The 24,255-nt window shown below is 43.9% G+C and carries 24 protein-coding genes and 1 pseudogene; 3 read left to right on the forward strand and 22 right to left on the reverse strand.

Annotated elements, in window-relative coordinates:
- Nucleotides 1-149 precede the first annotated feature (149 nt).
- The 4 genes from K8O68_RS19025 to K8O68_RS19040 form a co-directional block, all read right to left on the reverse strand.
- Entirely contained in the window at nucleotides 150-707 is a 558-nt protein-coding gene (locus tag K8O68_RS19025; RefSeq protein WP_230898355.1) for a class D sortase, read from the reverse strand.
- A gap of 195 nt (nucleotides 708-902) precedes the next feature.
- Nucleotides 903-2,054, reverse strand: a complete 1,152-nt coding sequence (locus tag K8O68_RS19030) for a lactate 2-monooxygenase (RefSeq protein WP_230898356.1) — start codon at nucleotides 2,052-2,054, stop codon at nucleotides 903-905.
- A gap of 110 nt (nucleotides 2,055-2,164) precedes the next feature.
- Nucleotides 2,165-2,611 carry a hypothetical protein gene (locus K8O68_RS19035; protein ID WP_230898357.1) on the reverse strand — a complete coding sequence of 149 codons (447 nt, stop codon included), beginning with the start codon at nucleotides 2,609-2,611 and terminating at the stop codon, nucleotides 2,165-2,167.
- A gap of 347 nt (nucleotides 2,612-2,958) precedes the next feature.
- Entirely contained in the window at nucleotides 2,959-3,810 is an 852-nt protein-coding gene (locus tag K8O68_RS19040) for an alpha/beta fold hydrolase (RefSeq protein WP_230898358.1), read from the reverse strand.
- Between the two features lie 380 nt (nucleotides 3,811-4,190).
- On the opposite strand from K8O68_RS19040, the gene K8O68_RS19045 reads away from it, so the two are divergent.
- A complete protein-coding gene (locus K8O68_RS19045) occupies nucleotides 4,191-5,138 on the forward strand; it encodes a DUF6612 family protein (RefSeq protein ID WP_230898359.1) in 948 nt (315 codons plus the stop codon).
- 154 nt (nucleotides 5,139-5,292) lie between these two features.
- On the opposite strand, the pseudogene K8O68_RS19050 reads toward K8O68_RS19045, so the two are convergent.
- From K8O68_RS19050 to K8O68_RS19070, 5 genes and pseudogenes are all read right to left on the reverse strand, one after another.
- Nucleotides 5,293-6,480: pseudogene (locus K8O68_RS19050) on the reverse strand (GTP-binding protein).
- 11 nt (nucleotides 6,481-6,491) lie between these two features.
- Nucleotides 6,492-6,920 (reverse strand): Fe-S cluster assembly sulfur transfer protein SufU, encoded by a 429-nt coding sequence (gene sufU, locus K8O68_RS19055; protein ID WP_230898751.1) that lies wholly within the window; start codon nucleotides 6,918-6,920, stop codon nucleotides 6,492-6,494.
- Between the two features lie 629 nt (nucleotides 6,921-7,549).
- Complete coding sequence (locus tag K8O68_RS19060) at nucleotides 7,550-8,728, reverse strand: GTP-binding protein (protein WP_230898360.1); 1,179 nt, start codon at nucleotides 8,726-8,728, stop codon at nucleotides 7,550-7,552.
- Between the two features lie 121 nt (nucleotides 8,729-8,849).
- The gene (gene rpsN, locus K8O68_RS19065) at nucleotides 8,850-9,119 is read right to left on the reverse strand and encodes a 30S ribosomal protein S14 (protein ID WP_093047480.1); all 270 of its coding nucleotides are present in this window, start codon (nucleotides 9,117-9,119) and stop codon (nucleotides 8,850-8,852) included.
- Between the two features lie 22 nt (nucleotides 9,120-9,141).
- Entirely contained in the window at nucleotides 9,142-10,131 is a 990-nt protein-coding gene (locus tag K8O68_RS19070) for a CobW family GTP-binding protein (protein ID WP_230898361.1), read from the reverse strand.
- A gap of 280 nt (nucleotides 10,132-10,411) precedes the next feature.
- On the opposite strand from K8O68_RS19070, the gene K8O68_RS19075 reads away from it, so the two are divergent.
- Entirely contained in the window at nucleotides 10,412-10,777 is a 366-nt protein-coding gene (locus tag K8O68_RS19075) for a hypothetical protein (protein ID WP_230898362.1), read from the forward strand.
- A gap of 36 nt (nucleotides 10,778-10,813) precedes the next feature.
- On the opposite strand, the gene K8O68_RS19080 is transcribed toward K8O68_RS19075, so the two are convergent.
- Entirely contained in the window at nucleotides 10,814-12,133 is a 1,320-nt protein-coding gene (locus tag K8O68_RS19080; protein WP_230898363.1) for a short-chain fatty acid transporter, read from the reverse strand.
- A 303-nt stretch (nucleotides 12,134-12,436) separates the two neighbouring features.
- Entirely contained in the window at nucleotides 12,437-13,870 is a 1,434-nt protein-coding gene (gene dacB, locus K8O68_RS19085; RefSeq protein WP_230898364.1) for a D-alanyl-D-alanine carboxypeptidase/D-alanyl-D-alanine endopeptidase, read from the reverse strand.
- Between the two features lie 311 nt (nucleotides 13,871-14,181).
- On the opposite strand from dacB, the gene K8O68_RS19090 reads away from it, so the two are divergent.
- Nucleotides 14,182-14,613: a DUF2621 domain-containing protein gene (locus tag K8O68_RS19090; protein ID WP_230898365.1), complete on the forward strand. Its 432-nt coding sequence runs from the start codon at nucleotides 14,182-14,184 to the stop codon at nucleotides 14,611-14,613.
- A gap of 26 nt (nucleotides 14,614-14,639) precedes the next feature.
- Here K8O68_RS19090 and K8O68_RS19095 read toward each other — a convergent pair whose 3' ends face one another.
- From K8O68_RS19095 to sirA, 11 genes are all read right to left on the reverse strand, one after another.
- The gene (locus K8O68_RS19095; protein WP_230898366.1) at nucleotides 14,640-15,161 is read right to left on the reverse strand and encodes a CcdC family protein; all 522 of its coding nucleotides are present in this window, start codon (nucleotides 15,159-15,161) and stop codon (nucleotides 14,640-14,642) included.
- A gap of 181 nt (nucleotides 15,162-15,342) precedes the next feature.
- A complete protein-coding gene (locus K8O68_RS19100) occupies nucleotides 15,343-15,957 on the reverse strand; it encodes a hypothetical protein (RefSeq protein WP_230898367.1) in 615 nt (204 codons plus the stop codon).
- 1 nt (nucleotide 15,958) lies between these two features.
- Nucleotides 15,959-16,507 (reverse strand): peroxiredoxin family protein, encoded by a 549-nt coding sequence (locus K8O68_RS19105; RefSeq protein WP_230898368.1) that lies wholly within the window; start codon nucleotides 16,505-16,507, stop codon nucleotides 15,959-15,961.
- A 334-nt stretch (nucleotides 16,508-16,841) separates the two neighbouring features.
- Nucleotides 16,842-17,048, reverse strand: coding sequence for a copper chaperone CopZ (copZ, locus tag K8O68_RS19110; protein ID WP_230898369.1), 207 nt, complete (start codon nucleotides 17,046-17,048; stop codon nucleotides 16,842-16,844).
- Between the two features lie 125 nt (nucleotides 17,049-17,173).
- Nucleotides 17,174-17,497: a metal-sensing transcriptional repressor gene (locus K8O68_RS19115; protein WP_230898370.1), complete on the reverse strand. Its 324-nt coding sequence runs from the start codon at nucleotides 17,495-17,497 to the stop codon at nucleotides 17,174-17,176.
- Nucleotides 17,498-17,565: 68 nt separating this feature from the next.
- Entirely contained in the window at nucleotides 17,566-18,009 is a 444-nt protein-coding gene (locus tag K8O68_RS19120) for a DUF3284 domain-containing protein (protein WP_230898371.1), read from the reverse strand.
- Between the two features lie 33 nt (nucleotides 18,010-18,042).
- Nucleotides 18,043-19,836: an ABC transporter ATP-binding protein gene (locus K8O68_RS19125; RefSeq protein WP_230898372.1), complete on the reverse strand. Its 1,794-nt coding sequence runs from the start codon at nucleotides 19,834-19,836 to the stop codon at nucleotides 18,043-18,045.
- Nucleotides 19,833-21,590: an ABC transporter transmembrane domain-containing protein gene (locus tag K8O68_RS19130; protein WP_230898373.1), complete on the reverse strand. Its 1,758-nt coding sequence runs from the start codon at nucleotides 21,588-21,590 to the stop codon at nucleotides 19,833-19,835. The genes K8O68_RS19125 and K8O68_RS19130 overlap by 4 nt, the downstream gene beginning before the upstream one ends.
- A gap of 353 nt (nucleotides 21,591-21,943) precedes the next feature.
- A complete protein-coding gene (mnmH, locus tag K8O68_RS19135; protein WP_230898374.1) occupies nucleotides 21,944-23,110 on the reverse strand; it encodes a tRNA 2-selenouridine(34) synthase MnmH in 1,167 nt (388 codons plus the stop codon).
- Between the two features lie 229 nt (nucleotides 23,111-23,339).
- Complete coding sequence (locus tag K8O68_RS19140) at nucleotides 23,340-23,549, reverse strand: YneF family protein (RefSeq protein ID WP_093047495.1); 210 nt, start codon at nucleotides 23,547-23,549, stop codon at nucleotides 23,340-23,342.
- 125 nt (nucleotides 23,550-23,674) lie between these two features.
- Complete coding sequence (sirA, locus tag K8O68_RS19145; protein ID WP_230898375.1) at nucleotides 23,675-24,124, reverse strand: sporulation inhibitor of replication protein SirA; 450 nt, start codon at nucleotides 24,122-24,124, stop codon at nucleotides 23,675-23,677.
- Nucleotides 24,125-24,255 lie beyond the last annotated feature (131 nt).

Below are 24,255 nucleotides of genomic sequence, written 5' to 3' on the forward strand. Positions count from 1 at the left end.
TAACAGAACAGGCGTTCCGCATGAATGAAAATTCTAATAATTCTTTTATAAAAAAACAGCCCCCGCTAAGGAGCTTGTTTTTTATTTGTATTCTGATGAGCATCCTGTTTTACCTTTTTAATTACCCAGGTGCTTTTAGTGTGTTTGATTTATTCACTTGTCTCTACCAGTGAGCCCTGCATAATATATCTGTCAGGGGCGGGGCCAATAAAGTCGAAGGGGTAACAAGTAGTAAGAGTAAGGGTTGGTTCCTCTTTTTCGACAATAACGGTGCGGTCTTCCGCATCGGTAATCCAGATATCTTCAATTTCGTATGTGTACGCCACTCCTGAATAAGTCACTGTCATTGTGTCACCAATTTCAAGGTCTCCCATTTCCGTAAACACTGTATCACGGTGGCCGCTAAGTACTGTATGTCCGCCTTGATCGGGAGCCGTCGTCCACTGGCTGACATGCATCCCGACACCCTGGTCCAGACTTTCATCCTCTGTTCCCCAGTACGTCAGATACTTTTTCCCAGTTTCAGGTATCACCAGATCGGCGACATAGTCTCCTGCAGAAAGGTCCCCTTCTTTTACTTGGGAAGGAGGATCAGTCTCTGCATCAATCGCAACAACACCCTCCGTCCCGCTCCACCATTGATAGAAAAACCAGCCGGAAAAAGCAAGGGCAAGAACCATTGTCGTTTTTAACAGTAGATTAATCATTTTCCAAACACTCCTAAATAAGGACTAATCGTTTTATTTCGGCACTTAAGCGTTTCCAGATTAATAGCTTAATTCTATCATATGGAAAACGTGTTTGCCTATTTGTCTATCGGCAGGCTCCTCTTTTCCCAATATATTATTAAAGGGTGCCCACTGCGGCACCCTTTTTTCAGGAAGTTTTAAAGGAGTAGAGCATTACACTCTCTTAAGGGCTTTCGATCTGAGCTCCTGAATGGATGAGCGGCCTGAGAGACCCATCGTCAAATCAAAATCGGCAAGGAGATTTCTCAGCACCTGTTTAACCCCGTCCTCACCTGCAAGAGCCAGTCCATACATGTAAGGCCGCCCCACTAGAACTGCTGAAGCACCAAGAGCCAAAGCTTTAACCATATCGGATCCTCTTCGGATGCCGCTGTCCATTAGCACGGGGACTTTCCCATCCACCGCTTCAGCTATTTCAGGGAGGACATCAATTGCCGGCACAACACTTCCTACTTGTCTTGCTCCGTGGTTACTGACAATAATTCCGTCCATTCCATGCTCTAAAGCCTGTTTAGCGTCGTCAGGATGGAGAATTCCTTTTAACACGATCGGAAGTGTTGTCTGTGATTTTAGAAACTCCAGGTCCTCCCACGTTAAAGAAGGATCGCCGAAAATACCTGCCCACAGCTTTATAGCTTCTTTCATATCCTCTTCCGGCGGTTTTTCAAGACGGGAACGGAACACCGGATCGTGCAAATAGTTTCCTATTCCTTCTCCTTGCAGAAAAGGCAGGTAAGTATTTTCTATATCTTTTTCACGCCAGCCCAGCATCGTGGTGTCGAGGGTCACAACAATGGCCTTATACCCGGCAGCCTCCGCTCGTTTAACCATGCTTGCTGCAATTTCCCTGTCCTTGCTCCAATAAAGCTGGAACCAGTGATTATCCGTTTCTGCAGCTTCCATCGTTTTTTCCAGCGGAGAAGTTGCCGCTGTGCTGGAGATAAACGGAATACCCATTTCAGAAGCGGCTCTGATACTTGCAAGCTCTCCTTCAGGATGAATAATTGACTGGACGCCAATTGGGGCACACAGTAACGGGAAAGGAATCCTGCTTCCAAACAGCTCAACACTTAAATCTCTTTCAGAAGTATCCCGCAACATACGCGGCACAATCTCATACTTTTCAAAAGCGAAAGTGTTTCTCCGCGCATCAGTTGGAGAGCCGGCAGAGGCAGCTACATAATAATACGCTTTTTCCTCCAGCTTCTTTTTTGCTTCCAATTCCAGTTCTTCAAAAGACACAGGGATAATGTTCTCTTCCATATGCTGGTACACTTTTAACTGTACATCGTTTCCAAAACCCATTCGTTCACTTCCCCTCTTCCAAATAATAGAACTTTCTGTCAACTCTATCACCATATATTGGAATATTCAAGACTATTTTAAAAGATGGATTTTTTGAAAAGAGCGGGGAATTATAAGAACCTGAGCCTACGCAACAAGAATATATAGGACAGAGTCAATATTATGCCGGACAAATAGACCAGGGAAGTATATAATAAATTCCAGTTATTAAGATAAATGACTTTGCCTAATGTCAAAGCGGTAAACTCAAGTAATATAGCCCCGCTTACAGAAAAAATTAATAAGAGCCAGTCATTTACGAGATTATTTATCTTAAAATAAACAAATAAACAAGCCAGACAAGGAAAATATCCAATGTTAATTGGAAGTGTTGCCCATGAGGCATTTTCAAGAAAAGGAGTCACCATCCAAAAAACTTCCTGCCCCAAGTCATTGATTAAAAAGGCCAGCGCAATTCCAAAAGGGACAAACAATAAGACTATTTTCGGGGCTCGTTTATATAGATAAATGATTATGACCCAGGGGATTACAGTTCCTAAAATAATATTTACTAACATGTTTCGCCTCACTCCTTTAGGTTTAGCATAAACATAAAGAAGCGGAATTATTTATTAAAGCAGCGGGTTGAGGGAATAAATGAGATTGGAGCTTTGCTGGGGGGGAGGGCTCCTGAGCCGCCTTCGCTTGCTCACTCTGACTCTCGTTTACTCTCTTTTTCTTCCTGATACATCTGTTGGTGCTACACTCGTTGCACCTACCGGACTTTCAACACTCCCTTCCTCACTCATACTCTCGCTTACTCTCTTTTTCTTCCTGATACGTTTGTCGGTGCTACACGCGTTGCACCTACCAACTTGCCTGCACTCTTTCCTGCCAAACGAAAAAAGGCCCGTCTAACGGACCTTTACTTAAGAAAATCGAGTATGTGGCGGTTTACGATGTCTGGCTGTTCGTGGTTTACCCAGTGGGTGGCTTCTCCTACAAAGACGAGATCGCCGTCAGTTAGGAAATCGAGACTGGTCTTAGCGGTTTCCGTACTGAGGAACTGGTCGCCGATCCCCCATATGATCTTAGTCTTTACGCTTATTTTATCCTTTGGAATGTCGGCATACCAGATAGCCCGGTACCAGTTGAGCATAGCTTCGAGACTGCCTGTTTGCGACCATGCTTCCGTGTATCTTTCAAGATCGGTCGCTGAAAACGTCCCTGGCTGGCTTGAAGCCTTAAGAGCTTCGCACATTTGTTTATAGCCGTCTGTGGCAAAGAGGGATTCCGGTACTTTTGGAATCTGGAAAAATAACATATATGAACTTTTAAGCCACTGTGGCGGGTAGCGGCGCATTGTTTTCTCCATCGCTCCGGGATGGGGAATATTTATGGCAATCAGTTTATCGACGTATTCCGGTTTGGTGGCGGTCAAATACCAGGCGACCGCCCCGCCCCAGTCGTGCCCGGCAATGACGGCTTTGTTTTTTCCGAATGCTTCTATAATTCCGGTGATATCATCGCGAAGTTTGTCAATTGTATAATTCTTTACTCCTTTAGGTTTCTCACTCAAATTATAGCCTCGCTGATCCGGCACGACTACTCTGTAACCAGCATTTACAAGCGGTTCAATTTGATTTTTCCAGCCGTACCAGAATTCCGGAAATCCGTGCAGCAAGACTGCAAGCGGTCCGTCTTCAGGCCCTGCTACAGCGGTATGCAGGGTGATACCATTTGTGTCCACAAACTGAAAATCGATATCTACAGTCATTTGCAACCTCTCCTTATCCCTATTGTGCCTTTTTCTTCTTTAAAAATTAGAAAATGTCCTGTCAGAAAGCTCCTTCCCCTTTATGTTGGTTGTAAACCCCAGTTCCATTAGCGCTTTACCGCATACCATTTCCCCGAACATCCCATACCATCTCATTTGTTTATTTTCAGGCTCAGGACAAACTTCCACAGAAAAAATTTAATTTTCTTTTTAATGGCTCTTCACAAGTCTCCTGCTCGACATAAGAATTGGTAAAAACCATATTTTTTCCAAAAATATGTTTATTAAGCAACCAAGTAAGGAATATACTAGTAGATTTCCAAAAGGAGGGCCGCAAGTCTTTTTTTTCCAAAATTAAATCTTAGACAGGAGTGATCAGTTTGGTAAAGAAGAAGAAATTAACTGGAATGTCTGCATTATATTTATCAGTATTATTAATTGGTGCTAACAGTGTGGTGGCTGACGATGAGATGACAGCCGGGGATGTTCTGGACCGTTCGAACGAAGCGATGGACAGTCTAGAGAGCTTTTCAAGCACTACTGAACTTTATCAGCTTATCTCTGATGAGGTAACTGGAGAAATGGAATTCAATTCTGAAATAGAACAGGATGTCATTGTCGATCCTTTCAAAATGCGCCAGGTGACAACAACGATTATGCCGGATGGCGAGACTGAGACATTAACTTCCTATATGTCTGAAGAAGGTTATTTTATGGAAGATCACGATGGCGGCTGGATAAAAGTTGCGGATGGAACCGATATTATGGATGCCATGACCTATCATCCAAATGATCAGGTAGAAGAATTAGAAGGTTATTATGAGGATCTGACCCTTTCAAAAGAAGATAACTATTATGTCATTACATATGACGGAGACGGCGAGGAACTGACGGCAATCATGGAACAGGCAATGAGTGATTTAAGCGACGAAGATATGGATATGATGGAAGGAATGATGGGCGATATCCAAGTCAATGATTTCTCTTATGAGCTCTTCATAGATATGGACACCTATTATTTATCCAATATGAACCTTCATCTTGATATGGATATTGCGGCAGAAGGTGAGTCTGCCAGTATTGAACAGATGATGGAAATGTCCTTCCATAATTTTGACGGGGTAGAAGATTTCGATATTCCGGAAGAAGCTCTTGAAGACGCACAAGATGTAGAAGAAATTATTGAAGAAGAATTAGAAGAGGCAGAAGAAGGCGGAGAACTTCCTGAGACGGCAACAAATAATCCGATGATGGCTGCCGGTGCCCTGGCACTTGCTCTTGCAGCTGGCGGAATGTTAGTCGTACGCCGCCGCACACACAACGTCTAAAGTAATGAACGGGAGACAGCTGATGCTGTCTCCCTTGATTTTTTAATCTTGCTCTGTTACAAGTATACAGTTAACTATTCTTCTCTTACAAAGTAAGCAGAGGCCAGCAGGTGACTGGCAAACCCTCTTTTGAGAGTGATCCTTTTTACGAGTTTTAATTTTTAACTTTTTCTTCAACAAACGGGTTTGGAAGAGAGCTCCAGTCTGAATCAAATTCCTCAGGTGTCAGCAGACAATTATCAAGTTGAGCTTCAATTTCTTTAGGATCCATCCTTACTCCGATCAATGCAAATTCCGTTTTTCTGTCTCCGAATTCCAGATCCCACTCTTCCTTTAACTTGCTATTCGTTTTTAAGTACTGCATTTGTTCGTGTTCAGGCAGTTCAGCTACCCAATAAGCTACTGGGTTAATTGATATCGAAGGACCGGCTTGAGAAAACATCAATGCATAATGGTTATGAGTAGCGCACCAGATAATCCCTTTCGCTCTTACTATTTCTTTAGGCATATCATTTACCCATTGAGCCAGCCTTTCTGAACTGAACGGCAGCCTCCTTCTGTAGACAAAGCTTGATATTCCGTACTCTTCAGTCTCAGGTGTATGTTCTCCGGCTGCCAGCTCTTTAATTCATCCTGCGGAACTGCTTGCTTTTTCAAAATCAAACCTGCTGCGGTTTAGCAGATCAACTGTATCTATTTGGCCGTATGTGGTTTGAATGAACTCGGCATCTGGCTGGAGTTTTCTGAGAACTTTTTCTAATTCTATTAGTTTCTGTTTTGAAATCATATCTGTTTTGTTAATCACAAGCATATTGCAAAACTCAATCTGATCAATAAGCAAATCGACGACTTCACGGTTATCATCTTCTCCAGCTGCCTGGGCACGGTCGATCAGAGACTCTCCGGAAGAGTAATCTTTCCAGAATCTGTAAGCATCGACCACCGTCACCATATTATTCAAGTAGCAAAATTGGGTTAAATCGATGCCTGTCTCCTCATCAATGTAAGAAAATGTCTGAGCGACAGGCACAGGTTCACTAATTCCTGTCGATTCAATGACGATATGATCAATATTCCCTTTTTTCACAAGTGTTTCTACTTCTTGAAGCAAGTCTTCTCTTAGCGTACAGCAAATGCATCCATTTGACATTTCGACCAGCTTTTCATCAGTACGTTTAAAACCACCTTGTTCAACCAGATCCGCGTCTACATTGATTTCACTCATGTCATTAACAATGACCGCAACCCGATAGTCCTCTCTGTTCGCTAGTATATGATTTAAAATGGTTGTTTTACCCGCTCCTAAATAGCCGCTTAATACTGTCACAGGCACCTTTGTCATCTATCATTCTCCTAACTTTCAGTATCGTTTAGAATAGCTTTGTCCAAAGCTTGCCAAGGCATGAGCGCACAATTATGGCGGGCCCTCAATTTGTGGACACCTTCTAATGAAAGGGCGTCACCTAAATCGATGGAATCGTCAGGACGCTCTCCGCTTCGAATTAGTTTCTCCATTGCTTCCCGCTTTTCGTGAATTTCTTTTTTCGTTTTCCCGCGCACCAGTTCCGTCATGATAGAACAGGAAGCCATGCTGATGCTGCATCCTTCCCCTATAAAACTTATATCTTCAATTTTTCCGTACTCGTCAATTTTCCAGTACAGGGTCATCACATCTCCACAGGTGGGATTTTTATAATGGGTATGTTCGCCTTCCAGTTCACGGTTGTTCCGTTTATTCTTTGCATGCTCCATAATGAGCTGGCGGTAAAGGTCCTGAAGCATCATTTAACCTCCTTCTCATTTCTTTTTGTCAAAACAGTAATGAATAAATAGAGCTGAGTGCATGGAGAACACTCAGCTTCTATTTTCAACTTTAAGGGGACCAAACAAGGGGGATGGTACGCCCTTAATTCAGTTGGCAGACGGCTTTCATGTCAAATTTTTCAGGAGGTTCGAGGTATGAATCATTGACACCAAGCACTGGTGATGAGTAAGCCGTCAGTAAAACTCATATCAAATCGTAATTATTACGATTTATACTGTGATAATATCGTAATTATTACGATTTGTCAAAAAGAAAATTTAAAATTATAACGACCTTCACCTGCTGGCTAAGATAAGACCAATGGGAAGCGTCTATCTGGCGCCCTACAATCATTAGTTTTATAAAGAGGCCGGACAAAACTAAAGATATGCCTGTGGTGTAAGCCTTCGCCAAGAGTGAACCGGCAGATTAAAAGGACAAGCCCCTGGGCAAGCGTTCGTCTGGCGGGCTGAAATTACTGCTATTACTATTTACCAAAGCTAATTTTGTTAAGTACAAAAGCTAAAAACCGAACAAAAATCATAAGATTTGTTCGGCTTTCTTTATGATTACTATTCTTTTGTCTCAGCTTCGGAACATATGCCGTTTAGGCAAACTCTGGAAGCGGGTCATGGATTGCCTGCCAGTCTCCAGTCATTTCTTCCTCTGTTAACAGACATTTGTCCAGTTCTTCTTCAACTTTTTTTTGATTCAGCTTTATCCCTATGAATACAAGCTCGGTCATTCGGTCTCCAAATGAAGGGTCCCAGCGTTCTTTAAGGTCCGGGTCTTCATTCATAAGACGCAGCCTCTCCTCCTCCGGATATACGGCTACCCACTCGCCAGCAGCTTCAATCATCAGAGACGATCCGGCCTGTGACAGAAGCCCTGCCGTATTATTTCTCGAAGCAAGCCAGAAGAATCCTTTCGCACGCACAATTTCCGACGGCCAATTCTCCAGCCAGGCCATCCACCGTTCCGGATGGAAAGGCCTTTTTCTTTTATAAACAAAGGAGCTGATGCCGTATTCCTCTGTTTCTGGGATATGTTCTTCGTTTAGTTCCTTAATCCATCCTGCACCCTGGCTTACTTTCTCAAAATTAAAGGCCTCTGTATTGATGACTTTATTTAATGGGACATGGGAGTATACTGTTTCTATAATTTGAGCATCTCCATTAAGTTTTCTTAAGAGGCCTCTTAACTTTTCCAATTCACCTGTTTTTACAAGGTCAGTTTTATTAAGAAGAATTACATTGGCAAACTCTATTTGATCAATTAATAAATCAACTACTTCTCTCAAGTCTTCTTCATCGTCTGTCTGTTTACGGTCCAAAAGGCTTTCGCCTGAGCCGTAATCATCCCAGAAACGATTCGCGTCTACTACGGTTACCATCGTATCCAGTTTACAAAGTTCAGGTAAGTTAATACCGAGTTCTTCATCCATGTATGTGAATGACTGGGCGACAGGGATAGGTTCAGAAATTCCTGTTGATTCAATCACTATATAATCAATGTCTCCAGCCTGCACGAGTTTTTCCACTTCAATTATAAGGTCTTCCCTCAATGTGCAGCAGATACACCCGTTTTGCATTTGAACCAGCTTTTCATCCGTCCGTGAAAAGCCTCCCTGTTTGATCATCGACGCATCGATATTCACTTCACTCATGTCGTTCACGATGACAGCAACTTTCATGTTCTCCCTGTTTTGGAGAATATGGTTTAATAACGTCGTTTTCCCTGAACCTAAGTAGCCGCTTAACACTGTAACGGGTATTTTTCTGTTCATTTGGACACTCCTTAGTTCTTTTTCTTTTCACTCATAAAGACAGCTGAGTGCAATTACACTCAGCTGTCTTTTATATTAAGGGGGGGGAACACACTTTAGCAGGTGATTCGTCTATCCGCTATTACCAGCTTGATTTTTTAACGCCCGGCAGCTGGCCATTATGTGCCAGTTCGCGGAATTTGATACGGGAAAGTTCAAATTTACGCATATAACCCCGCGGACGTCCGCTGACTTTACAGCGGTTATTTAATCGTGTAGGAGAAGAGTTGCGGGGAAGTTTTGCCAATGCAGCATAGTCCCCTTTCTCTTTAAGCTCGCGTCTTTTTTCAGCGTATTGTTCTACCATTCGTTCACGTTTAAGCTGGCGTGCCACCATTGATTTTTTTGCCATTAATTTATACCTCCTAATATTTTCATTCTGTTAAACAAGCTTCAAATTCTCTTTGAAACAAATCTTGATCAAGCCCTTTACCTATAATTACAAATTGGCTTTTACGCTCCTCGTCTGCCGTCCAAGGTGCTCCTGCTTTCCCGGCAAACAGCATATGAATGCCTTGAAAAATAATACGTTTATTAAATCCATCAACATTCAGAATGCCTTTATACCTGTACATTTGCTCACCTTTATTATCTACAAGATCCCCGAACCACTTTTCAAACTCTTTTATATCCACTGCCTTTTGGCTTTGCAGCACAATGGACGATATCTCATGGTCGTGGTGGTGATGGTGAGAATGATCCATAAATCCAGGTTCAATCCTCAGTTTTTCTTCAATATCAAATGTAAATTGATTGAGCAGTTCTGCTGCACTGACTTCCCCATCACTCGTAACGTGTACTGGGGCTGCAGGATTAAAACTCGCAAGCATGCCTTTTACTTTAGCGCGTCTCTCACTGTTTACTAAGCCAGCCTTATTTAAAACAAATTTATCAGCAAAAGCAGCCTGTTTACGGACTTCTTCATGCTCTTGTACCTGCTTTAAAAAATGGTAACTGTCAATGACTGTGACGACCGTATCGAGATGGTAAATCTCTGAAAGCTCAGGATCGACCAAAAAAGACTGTACAACAGGAGCAGGTTCCGCAAGCCCTGACGTTTCGATCAGGACCCGGTCAAAAGGCTCATGCCCCTGTTCTTCCACCGCCTGTATAAGTGCATACAGCGTATTTATTAAATCCGTTCTTATTTTACAGCACAAACAGCCGTTATTTAATTCGAAAATCTCTTCTTGTGCGCCAATGACCAGCTGCTGGTCGATGCCTGCATCCCCAAATTCATTGACAATCACTGCTATGCGTTCCTCTTGCTTATCAGCTAAAATGGCATTCAGCAGCGTAGTCTTACCGGAACCGAGAAACCCAGTTAATATAGAGACGGGTATGCGAGGTGCTTGAAAGCTCATATATACCACCTGCCAATTACATAAACCGTAATTTTTACGATTTGTATTGTGATCATATCGTAATAATTACGGTTTGTCAAAGGGTAAATTCAGACAAGGAAGCAGCTGTTTCCCTTAAGGTGAGAAAACTGGAAATAATTTTCCCTGATCTGCCTGGCTTCTTTTGTTTTTTTAAAAAAATAGTTATCTCACTCTTTACTTTTTTGTATCTAATATGATTAAATGATTAATAAATCGAAACGATTACGATTATTGCCTTTTTTTGAGAGGAGACATTAGTATGACCCATCAACGGTATGAATTTGCCCGCCGTAAATGCATTGCCAGCTTGCCGGAAAACGTTAAACGCCTGTTTCAATTTGTAGAATCTAAAGAGTTAACTCTGGCTGATGAGGCATTGTCTGAGAATCATTATATCCAGCTGCTTCAACAGCATTCACCGGTGCTGGAAGCTGCCGACAAATTTAAAATGGAGCCGGCTGAGGTTTATACAGCCGTTCAACGAATTGAACGGTATTTAGAAGACCATGCCGCTTCTTATGAAAAAAAGCTGAAATTCTTCGATATGACCGAAGAACTCCAGCTTCATGGTTTATGCCAGTGCAATGATAATGTTAAATATTATTATTTTTACGATAACAATTAAAGGCTCAGAGGCTTCTTCCCTCTGAGCCTTTAACAGTTAAAGAAGCATGAGCCCCAAGCCTATGACCACTCCGCTTAAGACGAGTACCCACACACAGAAGCCCATAATATCCCGCGCATTTAAACCGGCGATGGCTAAAGCCGGAAGCGCCCAGAACGGCTGAATCATATTTGTCCACGCGTCTCCCCACGCCACTGCCATGGCGGTTCTGGCTGCACTGACACCGAGCTCCTGTCCGGCAGAAAGCATAATTGGCGCCTGAACTGCCCACTGTCCGCCCCCTGAAGGCACAAAGAAATTGACGATTCCAGCGCTTATAAAAGCAAATAGAGGGAAGGTGAACTCGTTAGAGACCGAAACAAACCACTCTGAAAACTGGACGACTAATCCGGATGCGACCATCATTCCCATAATTCCCGCGTAAAAAGGAAATTGAATAATAATCCCCCCAGCATTCTTCACCGCCGCTGAAACACTTGCTAAGTAGTTTCTCGGTGTCATATGGAACAGAATTCCAAGGAAAAGGAAAATAAAGTTCACAATGTTCAGGTTTAAGTCAAACCCGTTGGTTATCAGATAATATAAAATAAATGCTAATCCGAGAAAGCCGGTAATCATGGATAAGATGACACTGTTTTCCATTCTTTCCGCAGGCGTCTGCCCGCTCTTCGGTTTTGTTTCGCCCATTTCAGCAGAATCAACAAGTAATTTTGGATCCACATGCACCGCGTCTTTCGAATTTATCATCAGCCAGTTCAGTATAGGCACAGAAACAAACAAGGCAGCTACGATAATTAAATTAAACGGAGCAAAAATTGTATCGCCTGTTGAAACGAGCCCAATAATATCTTCAGAGAAATGGCCATCTGTCGCTATTGTCAACGGAATTGAGCCTGCCAATCCGCCGTGCCAGACGATAAATCCACTGTAAGCGCTTGCAATCAGCAGCCGGTAATCCACATTAGTAACACGCTTAGCCAGTTCTTTAGCGAACAGGGCGCCAATGACGAGCCCGAATCCCCAGTTTATCCAGCTCGCAGTGAGCCCAACGAGAGTGACCAGGACAATCGCCTGACCGGGGGTTCCGGCAAGCGCCGCTATCTTTTGCAGCCCCTTTTTAAAGACAGCACTGCTTGCAAGCACATAGCCGGTTACCAGTACGAGGACCATTTGCATAGCAAACGCCAGTAAGTCCCAGAACCCTTCGCCCCAATAGGCCACCATTTCCACCGGGCTGCTCGGAGTGAGAGCCAGGCCCATTAGAAAGACAACAAGTGTGAGTATAATTACAAATAAAAACGGATCAGGCAAAAAACGCTGCATTAACTTTGTTGATAAATTTGTAAGCGTTTTCAAATAAGTTTCTCCCCTTTCTTTTTTTGAAAATCCAAAGGCCCGTATATCAATTTTACTTTCTTTAAAACTCAAAAAGACCATGGAATTTTCACATTTCTGAATATTCTATACAGAGATTATTATAATTTAATAACCTAAATGGTCAAGGGCGCTGTGGAGGGATGCTCCGGCAGCAGGGACGTATTTACTTTGATTTATAGCGAATACCTTCGAAAAATGTCGATTTGATCAAATCTAAACTCACCGCTTAAAAAACAACAACCTCCGGTAAGATTCCCCACCGGAGGCCATGACTGATTCTGGCTATTCTTCCTGTTCCCTGGAAAACTCAGCAAGTCTTTCGGCAATTTCATCTTCCAGGTGTTTCGGATGGCTGCCGGTATAGTTGTTTATAATGATAGAGAAGATCAGTTCTTCTTCATCTGCCGTAGTCACATACCCTGATAATGACGTTTTAGAAGTGACAGTTCCTGTCTTCGCCTGCACGTTCCCTTCTGCGGCAGTACCGCTCATGCGGTTTCTTAATGTTCCGCCTGTCATGCGGTCAGAGGCTCCCGCCACCGGAAGAGAGCTGTAATAAATGTCGTACCAGTCTTCCTGCTGCACGTGCCGGAGAAGTTTAGTCATCTCTTCTGTCGGTATTTTATTTAAATGGGACATTCCTGAACCGTCCCGCAGCTGTATAGCAGATGTGTTAAGCCCGGCTCCCTCAAGGTAATCTTCTATTACAGCAAGTCCGGCATTCCAGCTTCCTTCACCGTTGATTTCTTTCCCCATTGTTTTCGTTAAAATTTCAGCAATACTGTTGTTACTCAGCTTCATAAATGGGTCGAACAGCTCGGACAGCGGCAAGGATTCCCGCTCAGCAAGCGTCATCGCCCCCTCTGGTGTTTCACCTAGAGTGAGCTCCCCTTGGACTTTAACTCCGTGCTCCTCAAGGGACTGATGGAAAAGACTTTGCGCGAGCTCAGTCGGTTCCCAGATGGCTATCCAGTTCCGCCATCTATTTCCGTCTGTCGGAATCGTTCCTTCCACAAAAATATTGTTGTTGCCGTGTTCACGCCCCCAGTTTACCGTTCGCGGGCCGCCGGCTTCTATTGTATCTACATCGTTAAGAATAGTCACATAGTCAGTGTCAGGGTAAACGGTGGCTGTCGTCTCATCCCCTGCTTCATCACCGGGATGAACTTCCACTATCACTGAACCAGCGTCATAATCTTCATCAGGTGACACTGTCAGGGCAGAAACCTGGGCAGCCGTATGGCGGCGCTGGTTAAACCATGACATATCGAGAGACAGTCGCATATCATCAAAGAAAGTATCATCTGCTACGAGGTCGCCCTGAATCACTTTAATCCCCTGTCCAGCGATCTCCTGAGCCAGGTCATCATAATCTTCAGGAAGCATTGTCGGGTCGCCGGTTCCTTTCAAATAAAGATCACTATGTAACACTTTCCCGGAAAGCCTTCCGTCACTGTACACCCCTGTTGTAAACGTGTAATCCGGTCCCAATACATCGAGAGCCGCCGCACCGGTTAAAAGTTTTTGCCCTGAGGCTGGAACGACACTGGTATCACTGTTATAAGAGAACACATCGTCATCTGACTCCGCCGACCTGACGTGCACAGACGGCAAAGCGTGGTCAAGGTCATCGTTTTGAATAATTTCCAGCAGATCTGAGCGTAATTCCTGTTCAGCCGTTAACTCGGAATCTGCCCCGGCACCGAACTGGATCATGGCGGCCACGCCCATCACACTTAAAAGGCTGACCCCGCTTATGAATCTCTTTTTCTTTAAAATCTTAACCCACTCCTTTTTATTTTTCTAATAATTCTCACTACTTAATCATATTGGACTTTAGGTCTCTTTTCATGGGTCGAACGCTTACTGTTCTAAACGGTTCACAGGACTTATAGAGGGGTTTGAAATCCTACTTTTCTATAAACCGTACGTTTCCTTTCACCCCTGTTTACAAAAATAAGCTAAGTCTTTTCAGAACAGTGGAAATGTCGTAAAATAATAATCGGACAGAAAGAGGTGGTAAGGTTATGGGCAATGATATTTTTATGTGGTTTATATTTCTGTGGTCCGTGTTTATTTTTGTACTCATCGCCATTGGCGGTTATTTTATGTTCCGCAAGTTTTTGAAAAAGATGCCGAAAGAGGATGGAAAATCAATTTTGGACTGGCAGGATTATTATATTAATGAAACGCTCCATTTATGGACAGACGACCAGAAAAAGTTTTTAAATGAGCTGGTGGAGCCGGTTCCTGAAATTTTCCGTGATGTGGCAAAAGGGAAAATAGCCGGAAAGATCGGCGAGCTTGCACTCGAGGAAAAAGCCGGGGAAATGCATGAGGAACTGATTATTAAAGGATATATTCTCGCTACCCCGAAACGTGATCACAAATTTCTGAGAAAAAAGCTTGCAGAAAAAAACATTGATGCAGAACCTTATGAAGCCTATTTTAATCAATAAAAAAGCCCGGCACCTTCCGTAACGGATTAAGGTGCCGGGTTTTGCATCTGTAATGGCCATTTGGAGTCTGCTGACGCCTGGCGGGCTTTCAGCTGACGCTCCACTTCTTTAAACTTAATATACATGGCAATGCGCCATGGCAAAATCATGCCGAATGCGAGGATAAAGAACATACCGGCAAGTACTTCGTATTCGAAATAAATCCCGAAAGTCATTTTAAAAGCGATTCTCAGTCCCAGCAGTCCAAGCAGAATAAAAGGGAATGCTTTGGAGCGCTTCATATAAATTTCTCTGCCGCGTATTTCAAACGATGACGTTTTAATAAGAATAATAGAAAAAAGCAGGCCAACCGTAAAGGCTTCAATCACTTCAAGACCAGTGATTTCCCTGACCGGCGGATAGAGGAACATAAGAAAGCCGGTAGACATGGCGAGAGGCGGAATCAGTATTTTCCTTACTGAAGCCGGCCGTTTCATCGCTTTCATACGGACAAATATTGCAAACAAAGCCATACAGACAGCTAAAATTGTAAATAAGATGGCGTACATTGGAATTACCCCCTGACAATTACATGCCGTCTTAAATGAAGTGCGGCCCTTAAAAACCCCTTTAGATAGATGCAGCCTCACGCTTTCCTTCCGCAGACGTTGTGCAGACCTTCAAGCTGATCAGTACCCCCTCTATCAAACATATGACTAACAGAGCCTTTGAAAAATTAGTACAAGTTTATTATACATGAAATGGCATCATAAGTAAGTACACAGCCACAATAGAAATAATAAAATACACACTTTTTCCGGTAACCGCTTCTTTCTTAAAAAAGACAAGAGCGCCAAGAAAGGACAGGAAATAAAGCCATGCATAATAAAAATTTACCGGGTGGACCGTCACGCCTTCAAGACTGAAACCTGTATTAAACGGCGAAACTGCGCCGTACTGACGGACAAAAATGTTAAAAAATATGAGTGAAATGAGCACACCTCCCAGGAGCGCTTCCCATATATCTGCAGGCCACTGCTTGCGGAAAAAATAAATGATGATAATCAGGAAAGCTGCAGCCATTGCGGCAGGCACTGCCCACGGGCCTCCTGAAAAATAGATTATATTTCTTAAGTCCGACAGGAGTGACGGCTGAAGCACAAACGGCCAGAATTTAAATACAGCCACGCCTGCTATAACAGCGATCGTCATTTTATCCATTATTTCCTCCTGCTGCTCTGTCCCTTTCCACTTTAAATAGCGGGAGACAGCGAAAAAACCTGTCATAAGCGCAAGCAGCAGGAATAAAAGTTCCACTGATAAAGTTAACGGTCCAATCGACCATGTCGTTAGCGGATGAAACATATTATGAATCCTCCCCCTGTCTCAGTGCCTGAATTTCCCTCTCTAATTCAGCATAAGTCAAAGCCCCTGTTTTCCTGTACGTAATGACGCCGTCTTTATTAATAAAGACGGTGGCAGGCACCGGCGGTACGTAATACCTTTCTGAGACGCTTCCGTTTTCATCAATGATATTTGTAAAGGTCAGGCTGTTTCTCGAAATAAATTGTTCAGCTTCAGAAAGCCGATCCTGGTGGGACGCATTGATTCCGATCAGAGCCACTCCATCGCCGTACTCCTGATGGGCCTTTTCGATTGCTTCACTTGAAGCCTGGCAATAAGGGCACCATGAAGTCCAGAAATAGAGGACGACACCTTTCTCCCCCTTGGCCTCAGCAAGAGCAAAGGACTGATCATCAAATGTCTGCGCTTCAAAATCCGGGGCGTCATGGCCTGGCTGAGCATAAGATAAAGGCCCCTCTCTGCCTTCCTCAAATAGCTGCTGTTCCTGCCCCATCCATAAAAATAAGACGGCAGACACAGCCATTAAGCCAAAAACCACTCTTTTTACCACTAGCATATAATCACCTATTTTCAAAATTTACAGTATACACGTACAGGTATATTCCTTCCGTATCATACCACACATAGGTGTAAAGAATAAATTATTTTATCCTGTCCCCACACTCGACCGGTCCGTGCTCAAGGCGTGAGTTTACTGGCGCCGGTCATATAAAAAAAACTGCCCCTCAACGGGAGCAGCCTGCTTAACTGTAAAGGTTTCCTGAGACGAAGCAAGTACCTTGCTTGCTTGTCCAGGGCCAAGGCCGTTTGGTCTTCTTCTCCCAAGCTTTTAACAAGCCGGAGCCTCGGTCAACTGGCGCCTTGCCTTGGTATACAGATTTACTTTATACGACGTCGTACCCTTGATCTTCAATTTCTTCTTTAAGAGTGGCAAGGTTCACCTGGCTGTCCTCGTATTCAACGGTTACATTATTGGCATCCAGGTTCACTTCTGCTTTTGCCACCCCGTCCACTTTATTTAAAGCGCCTTCTACAGCCTGTTTGCAATGGTTGCATGTCATTCCTTCTACTTGGATGGTTTCTTTTTTCATAGTGACTCTCTCCTTTAAATTTAGTAATTAAGGTGATGCCTGGTGTCAGGCGAATAAACGGCAAGATACAGCTTTTTGAGCACCGTGGAGCGCCGCTGCTGCGGCGCTGGAGGCACTTCAGGCAGTCAGGATTTTGAAAACTGCTGGATCACTTTCATCAGTTCGTTGATGGTTTCTTCTCCCTCACCCTGTTTGACAGCATTCGTTACACAGCCCCGGGTATGGTCTTCAAGAAGCGTATACCCTACTTTTTTGAGAGCTGCGTTGACAGCCGATACCTGGACGAGAATATCGACGCAGTACCGGTCTTCCTCGATCATTTTCTGAATGCCTCTTACTTGGCCTTCAACACGCTTTAACCGCTGAATCAGCAGTTTTTTGTCTTCTTCAGACCGCATTTTAGCCGGAGATTTTTCGGGTGTCAGAGGAATCGTTAATTTTTCATCCATACATTTCACCTCTACCGTTTGTTACTTATACCGTACCCCTGGAGCGTATAGAAGTCAATAATGTTCACTCAATGTTCACCTTCTATAAATTTTTTGAGGTAGATTAAATGGTCTTTCTCTTCCCTGATCAGCATTCGCGTCACAATTGGTTTAGTCAGTTTCAGAATAAGCTTCTCCGGTATGACCGTCCCCTCAAAAGTAATTTCCGTCCATCCGTCCTGGACTTCCTTAAAACTGTACCGGTAGTTTACTTTCATGCCGTTTGCCTGGCTTGTTAAACCGTATATTTCAAAAGGCTGATACTCGGTGATTTCTACGTCCGTACCGACTTTACGGTTTGACAGCTGGCGGTATTCCCTGTACTTGGCCCCCGGCTCCTTTACTTTGTCATTAAGCCTCTCTACTTTTGTAACACTTACAAACATATCTTTTGCCTTTTCAGGATCGGCTACTTGCTCAAAAACTTCTTTTGCTGGTGCTTCTATTAATACTTTTTCAAAAATATCCGCCATGGCCAAAACCCCCTTTATCTAAATCGCTGGTCCTTACTCTGAAACGGCCAGTTTTTCTGCACCTTGCTGCAGAAGATACATTTTTTCATACAAGCCTTTTTGAGCTAATAGTTCTTCGTGTTTTCCTTGTTCAACAATTCTTCCCTGGTGAAGGACAAGGATATGGTCGGCATTTTTAATAGTTGACAGACGATGGGCAATCGCTATTGTCGTTCTGCCGCGCCTCATTTTTTCCAGTGCTTTCTGGATTTCTGTTTCTGTTTCTGTGTCCACGCTTGCGGTAGCTTCATCAAGGACAAGTATTTTCGGCTCTTTAGCCATCGTCCTGGCGAAAGACAGCAGCTGTCTCTGCCCGCTTGAAAATGTGGCTCCCCTCTCTCCTACCGGATGGCCGTAACCTTTCGGGAGCGCTCTGATAAACGGGTCAGCATGAACAAATTCAGCTGCTTCTTTGACCTTGCTGTCACTGATGTCCGAGTCAAAAAGACGGATGTTATGCGTAACGTCTCCTACGAAAAGAAAAGGATCCTGAAGCACGAGCCCCATTTTAGAGCGCAGTTCCTCATTGCTGAATTCTTCTACCGGTATGCCATCGATAAGTATTTCACCGTGTTCCACCGTATAAAAGCGCATCAATAAATTAATAATTGAACTTTTACCGCTGCCCGTGTGGCCGACAAGAGCCAGTGTGTCACCTTCATTTACTTTAAAGCTGATATTCTTTAATACATCCTGTCTGCCGTCGTAAGAAAACGTCACATTTCTAAACTCAATTTCGCCTTTTGTAATCTTCGGGTCCGCTGTCCCATTTTTAGCCGGTGCATATTCGTCGTGATCCATAAGACGGAACACTCTTCCCGCTGAAATCATCGCCTGCTGGAAAATTGAGAGCCGCTGCATAATCTGGTTTACCGGCTCAAAAAAACGGTCCAGGTAATTAACGAAGGCATAGAGCACACCGATTTCAACCGGACTGTTTAAGGACGTGATTCCGAAAAAAGTTAAGACGAGTACCAGCGCCATAATGGAAATAAAATCGACCGCAGGACGCAGCAGCAGGCCGTCAAGCTTCATGCTCTTATACCATGCATTATGATGGGCTTCATTAATTTTTTTGAATTCCCTGTTCATGCGCCGTTCCTGTCGAAACAGCTGTATTATTGCCATTCCCTGAATTGACTCATTTAAACGAGCGTTTAATTCACTCAGTTTTTCACTCATTTCGGCGTAATATGCCGAACTGAATTTCCTGTACAAATGCATAATAATATAAATCATCGGCAGTAACACGAGACAAAACAGGGCGAGCTGGACGTTCAAATAAAACATAGCTGCAAAGACACCGATAAGGAAAACAATATTCTGCAGGAAAGTTGCCAGTACACTGACATACAGCTCTTTCACCTGTTCCGTATCATTTGTAATTCTTGATACGAGCCCTCCTGTCGGGAACTGGTCAAAAAATGACAGGCCGAGCTGCTCTACCTTTTCAAATATATCAATCCTCAGTTTTTGTATAATCTTAAGAGCTGTCTTTTGAAACAACAGCGACTGGGTGTAATTCATTACCGCGGCAGACAAATGAAGAAGCACGTAGCCGGCTCCAAGAAAAATAAGCGGCTGGAGATCAAACACTCCAGGTGTTAAATAGTCATCGATAAATATTTTGATAAGAATCGGCCCTAATATTTCTGCCCCTGTCCCGCCTACGAGAAGAACCATAGCCACGCTCAGTATTTTCCAATGGCTTTTCGCATAAGCAAGCAGCCTTTTAAACACCGGCCTCTGCGGCAACGGGGTTAGTAAATGTTTGTGGCGCTCAATCAAGACGGTTCACCCCCTTTTTTGACTAAGGACTCAAGCTGCTGATGATCATACATTTTCCGGTACCAGCGGTTGTTCGCCATTAACTCCTCATGGGTGCCGTGTTCACTGATTGTCCCGTTGTCCATCACTATAATCTGGTCAGCATGTTTAATTGCACTCAGCCTGTGAGCGGTAATAAAAGTTGTTTTTCCGGCACGCAGTTCTCTTAAATGATGCAATATCTGTTCTTCCGTTTTCGCATCCACTGCTGACAACGAATCATCCAGCACAAGGACTTCCGGGTCAGCAAGCAGAGCGCGGGCAATAGAAATCCGCTGCTTTTGCCCTCCCGACAGGGTGACGCCCCGTTCTCCTACGACAGTTTCATATCCATCATCGAAGTGAAGAATATCATCGTGAATGGCAGCAAGCCGGGCCGCTTCCATAATTTCCGCATAAGACGCGTCGGGCTTTGCGAAACTGATATTATCAGCAATGGTAGCTGAAAAGAGAAAGTGGTCCTGCGGCACATACCCAACCGTCGTTCTGAGCGCATCGAGCGTATAACGGTGAATCGGCTTCTGTTCAAACAGAATCGTCCCTTCATCAATATCAAAGTCCCTCATTAAAGAACGGACAAGAGTTGTTTTACCGCTCCCCGTCCTGCCGGCAATTCCCAGTGTCTCTCCACGTGATATATGTAAATCGATATTTTGTAAAGCCGGGGCTTCTTCCTGCTCATATGAAAAACGGCCGATCCGGAAAGTGATCTCGCCTTCCGGGGGATTCTGGTCTGCATCCGGTTCATCGACGATCTCCTGTTTGACCGCCAGCAGACTGGAGATGCGGTCATAGGAAGCCCGCCCCCGTTCAACGATGTTAAACAGCCAGCCAAATGCCAGCATCGGCCAAATCAGCAGCCCTAAATACACCGTGAAACTCGTCAGCTGGCCGATTGTAATATCGCCTGCAACAACAAACATTGAGCCGAAAACGATGGATAAAAAGAAAGAAAATCCGACGATAAGTGAAATGGTCGGATCAAACAGCGCATCCACTTTAGCCACTTCAATGTTTTTATTGACCACATTGTCCGACTCTTTTCTGAATGAGTCCGCATCTTCTTTTTCATATCCGAACGTTTTAATTACTTTCACTCCGGACATGCTTTCCTGCACCTTATCGTTTAATGAGGAAAATGCTGCCTGGGCTTTTGAAAACCGTTTATGGAGCATCGATCCGTATTTGCTTGTGGCCAGAGCCATAAACGGCATTGGGATCAGCGCAATAAGTGTTAATTCCCAGCTGATCGTAACAGCCATGGTTAAAATAACAAATCCACCCATAGTCAATGAATCGACAAGCGTCAGGACTCCGGCTCCTGCTGTCTGCTCCACTGCGCGGATATCATTTGTCGCATGAGCCATTAAATCACCTGTCCGCCGTTTTTGAAAAAACGAGGACGTCATTTTTGAGAAATGTCCGTAAAGCTGGTTCCGCAGCAGCCGGGCCAGCCGAATCGCCGAGCCGAAGATTAAAATGCGCCAAATATAGCGGAACACATACACGGTAATCGCAAGGCCAAATAAAATGAGCATCCACTGCCACAGAATCTCCTCTGTTAATGTCGCCATAGAAATATGGTCAACAATGACCCCGACGATGTAAGGCGGGAGCAGGGAGAGGACCGATACGATCGCCAGGATAGCAATCCCTCCCCCGTAGCGCCATTTTTCCTGCTTGAAATACCACATTAAATCAATAAATACTTTCATAGAGTGGCACACCCCGTTTTTTCCATTTATATGTAATCTTGTTTTTATCTTGAATACGTGGCAATTAGGCTGATACGCCATCCATCTACTCGCTTTCCTCGGGCGAACCGCAAGCCTCCTCGTTCCTCCGTCTCTGCGGGGTCTTGCCAGGCTCGCTGTTCCCGCAGGAGTCTCGCAGATTCCTGTCATATCAACGGTATTATCATCTTATCAGATTTAAGTAATCGCCTGACCTTTGTTTAATTACCAGTCTTTAAGAAATAGTAATGAATGGTTTATTTTACCATATGCTCTAATCCATTTTACCATAGAGGCCGTAGCCACAGTGATAAGTTATTTAAATACGAAGCTAGTCACAGCAGACGGTCAATTTCATGCTCAATCGCCGGGAGGATACTTTCGTCATCCAATGGAGCAAGCTCGACAGTTCTTACTTCCTGCCTGTTTACATAGCCGTTTTGTTTGTGAGTGTAACGGCGGTCATAATAGTGCTGCAGCAACAGCTCAAACAGACGCTCGTAATTCCCGGTCTCCAAAGCCTCTTCCGCAGATGGTTTTATTTGGTCGGGAAGCCTGCGCCATATTTTATTAAGGGCCATACGAATGTCATTTTGATAAGTGAAGGGCTGGTAATCGGCCATCAGATGCCTGATTCGCCGGTCCATCCGGTCTCTAATTTCTATAAAACTCCCGTGTTCTTTTGCGCTAATAATAAAAGGCGGCACGGTAATGCGGCCGATCCGTTTGCTCTCCGCCTCAATGATAAAGGTATGGTTTTTTGCAGCGCACTGCTGGAGTTCCTGCACGAGTTCGAACTCAAATTGTTTCTGGGTTTTTGGCGTCAGGCCTATATGGCCGAAGACTGATCCGCGGTGGTCAGCCAGTCCTTCGAGATCCAGGACAGGATAGCCTTGTTCTTTCAGCTGCCTGAGCCATGCTGTTTTTCCTGTGCCGGTTAACCCGCCCAGCACAATTGTCTTCCACGTTAAGGCTGAAAAGCTGTCAAGGCGGCTCAAGACATGCTGGCGGACCGCTCTCATCCCGCCTTTTAACTGCCGGACAGGCATTTTCATGGACAGCATCGTTCCGACAAAAGCTCCGCTTCTCATGCCTCCTCTTGCACAAGTCACCACAGGCGTTTTCCCCTTATGCTGTTTGAGCAGGCTCGTCCACTCGTCATAAAATGCCGGAAGCTTTCGGGCATAAATCTCCATGCCTGTTTTTTTAGCTTTGGCCCGGCTTTCCTGCTTGTAAATAGTCCCTATCAGCTTTCGCTCTTCATTTGAGAATAACGGCAGACTGATACTGCCGGGTAGATGAAACTCTTTGTATTCTTCAGGGGATCTGACATCAATGATGAATTGTCTGCTCTCATCTATCTCTTCATATGTAATGGCTGGAAAGGAGTAGCTTTCCATAAGTATCACCTTTTTTCTTAATGTTCTGCCGAGCTTTGTAGAACTGCAGGCAGATGTGCCGGTGCGGACTTGACGCGCCTGCAGAGGTGCGCGTCCGTTCAAGCACCGCTATTCCCATTATACCTTTTTTAGCTGTATGATTTCAGGAAAATCAACTGGACGGCGAGAGATAGGAAAGACGAGAAGGATTTGGAGAGTTAACCGTGAAATTAAAGAAACCGGGTTTGCCGGCAAGCTCTGGCGAAAGCTGTGAAATTTATTTAACTTTAATTCTTTGAGAGAGTTCCTTTAAGTATAAAAAAACACTCCTTAAACCAGGAGTGTTTCGGTCTTATTTTTGGTTTTGCATGGCTTTCATCATTTGATTAATCTTCTTCTGCGATGGATTCATGCCCATTTGCATCATCATCACTCGCAGCATTTTTTCATTGATTGGCGGATTTTTCTTCATGTAATTCATCATGTACTGTCTAGCGATAAAGAACCCGATTGCGATCCCTGCTAACAGAGCGATGACACCGATTAAAATATTAACCCACATCGGCGTTGACCCTCCTTCTTTTATCTCTGGATTTCAGTTAGTAAAAACTTGTATTATGAACCCTATTTATTATACCTTAATGGTTTGTACAATAAAAGGGCTGAAGGAGAATTAGTCATAATTCGCTACTTGTCCTGCATGAAATTGACTACCCGGATCGGTTTGAGCCAGCCGTACTTATTTTCTTCGTAATTAATCGCCAAAAAATATGACTGGCAGCTTCTAAGCACTTCAAAGAAGCGTGTTTCCGCATCTATGGCACCTTCAGCCGTCAAAATCATTTTTTCCGGATGCATCTTTAATTTCGCATAGCTGTTTTCTCTGCGGTCATACAGTGTATGTTCATATTTACTATAACTGTAAGCTTTATTATGGAAAAAGAACTGGTGGATATAATGATCCAGGTTTTCCCGGGAGTAAGGTTTTGTAATGTATTCTATCTGATTCGTTGTAATGGCTTTTAGCACACCTTGTGAACAGTTGTTTTCTTTAAACAGATGAAAAAGCTTTTTTTCCATGCCATGATACATATGAGCAACTTCTTCTTCAATCAGTACAATTTCATAGTTTCTCATCCTGCTCACCTCTCCTCTGCTCCTTATTCCTTTTATTATAAAAGACAGTCAAGAGGAGAATTGTCAAAACCTGTCCCATAAAAGTGACTTATTTTGTCTAAAAAACTTCCAGCATATGGGGGGTCTGACCC

It is taken from the genome of Salipaludibacillus sp. CUR1, assembly GCF_021028955.1.
Taxonomy (GTDB): domain Bacteria; phylum Bacillota; class Bacilli; order Bacillales; family Salisediminibacteriaceae; genus Salipaludibacillus.

Bases quoted from the DNA above. Each gene is read 5' to 3' on its own strand.
- K8O68_RS19025 (WP_230898355.1), bottom strand. From the start codon at position 707: ATGATTAATCTACTGTTAAAAACGACAATGGTTCTTGCCCTTGCTTTT.
- K8O68_RS19030 (WP_230898356.1), bottom strand. From the start codon at position 2,054: ATGGGTTTTGGAAACGATGTACAGTTAAAAGTGTACCAGCATATGGAA.
- K8O68_RS19035 (WP_230898357.1), bottom strand. From the start codon at position 2,611: ATGTTAGTAAATATTATTTTAGGAACTGTAATCCCCTGGGTCATAATC.
- K8O68_RS19040 (WP_230898358.1), bottom strand. From the start codon at position 3,810: ATGACTGTAGATATCGATTTTCAGTTTGTGGACACAAATGGTATCACC.
- sufU (WP_230898751.1), bottom strand. From the start codon at position 6,920: ATGCTTCAGGACCTTTACCGCCAGCTCATTATGGAGCATGCAAAGAAT.
- K8O68_RS19060 (WP_230898360.1), bottom strand. From the start codon at position 8,728: ATGAACAGAAAAATACCCGTTACAGTGTTAAGCGGCTACTTAGGTTCA.
- rpsN (WP_093047480.1), bottom strand. From the start codon at position 9,119: ATGGCAAAAAAATCAATGGTGGCACGCCAGCTTAAACGTGAACGAATG.
- K8O68_RS19070 (WP_230898361.1), bottom strand. From the start codon at position 10,131: ATGAGCTTTCAAGCACCTCGCATACCCGTCTCTATATTAACTGGGTTT.
- K8O68_RS19075 (WP_230898362.1), top strand. From the start codon at position 10,412: ATGACCCATCAACGGTATGAATTTGCCCGCCGTAAATGCATTGCCAGC.
- dacB (WP_230898364.1), bottom strand. From the start codon at position 13,870: ATGATCCAGTTCGGTGCCGGGGCAGATTCCGAGTTAACGGCTGAACAG.
- K8O68_RS19090 (WP_230898365.1), top strand. From the start codon at position 14,182: ATGGGCAATGATATTTTTATGTGGTTTATATTTCTGTGGTCCGTGTTT.
- K8O68_RS19095 (WP_230898366.1), bottom strand. From the start codon at position 15,161: ATGTACGCCATCTTATTTACAATTTTAGCTGTCTGTATGGCTTTGTTT.
- K8O68_RS19100 (WP_230898367.1), bottom strand. From the start codon at position 15,957: ATGTTTCATCCGCTAACGACATGGTCGATTGGACCGTTAACTTTATCA.
- copZ (WP_230898369.1), bottom strand. From the start codon at position 17,048: ATGAAAAAAGAAACCATCCAAGTAGAAGGAATGACATGCAACCATTGC.
- K8O68_RS19115 (WP_230898370.1), bottom strand. From the start codon at position 17,497: ATGGATGAAAAATTAACGATTCCTCTGACACCCGAAAAATCTCCGGCT.
- K8O68_RS19120 (WP_230898371.1), bottom strand. From the start codon at position 18,009: ATGGCGGATATTTTTGAAAAAGTATTAATAGAAGCACCAGCAAAAGAA.
- K8O68_RS19130 (WP_230898373.1), bottom strand. From the start codon at position 21,590: ATGAAAGTATTTATTGATTTAATGTGGTATTTCAAGCAGGAAAAATGG.
- K8O68_RS19140 (WP_093047495.1), bottom strand. From the start codon at position 23,549: ATGTGGGTTAATATTTTAATCGGTGTCATCGCTCTGTTAGCAGGGATC.
- sirA (WP_230898375.1), bottom strand. From the start codon at position 24,124: ATGAGAAACTATGAAATTGTACTGATTGAAGAAGAAGTTGCTCATATG.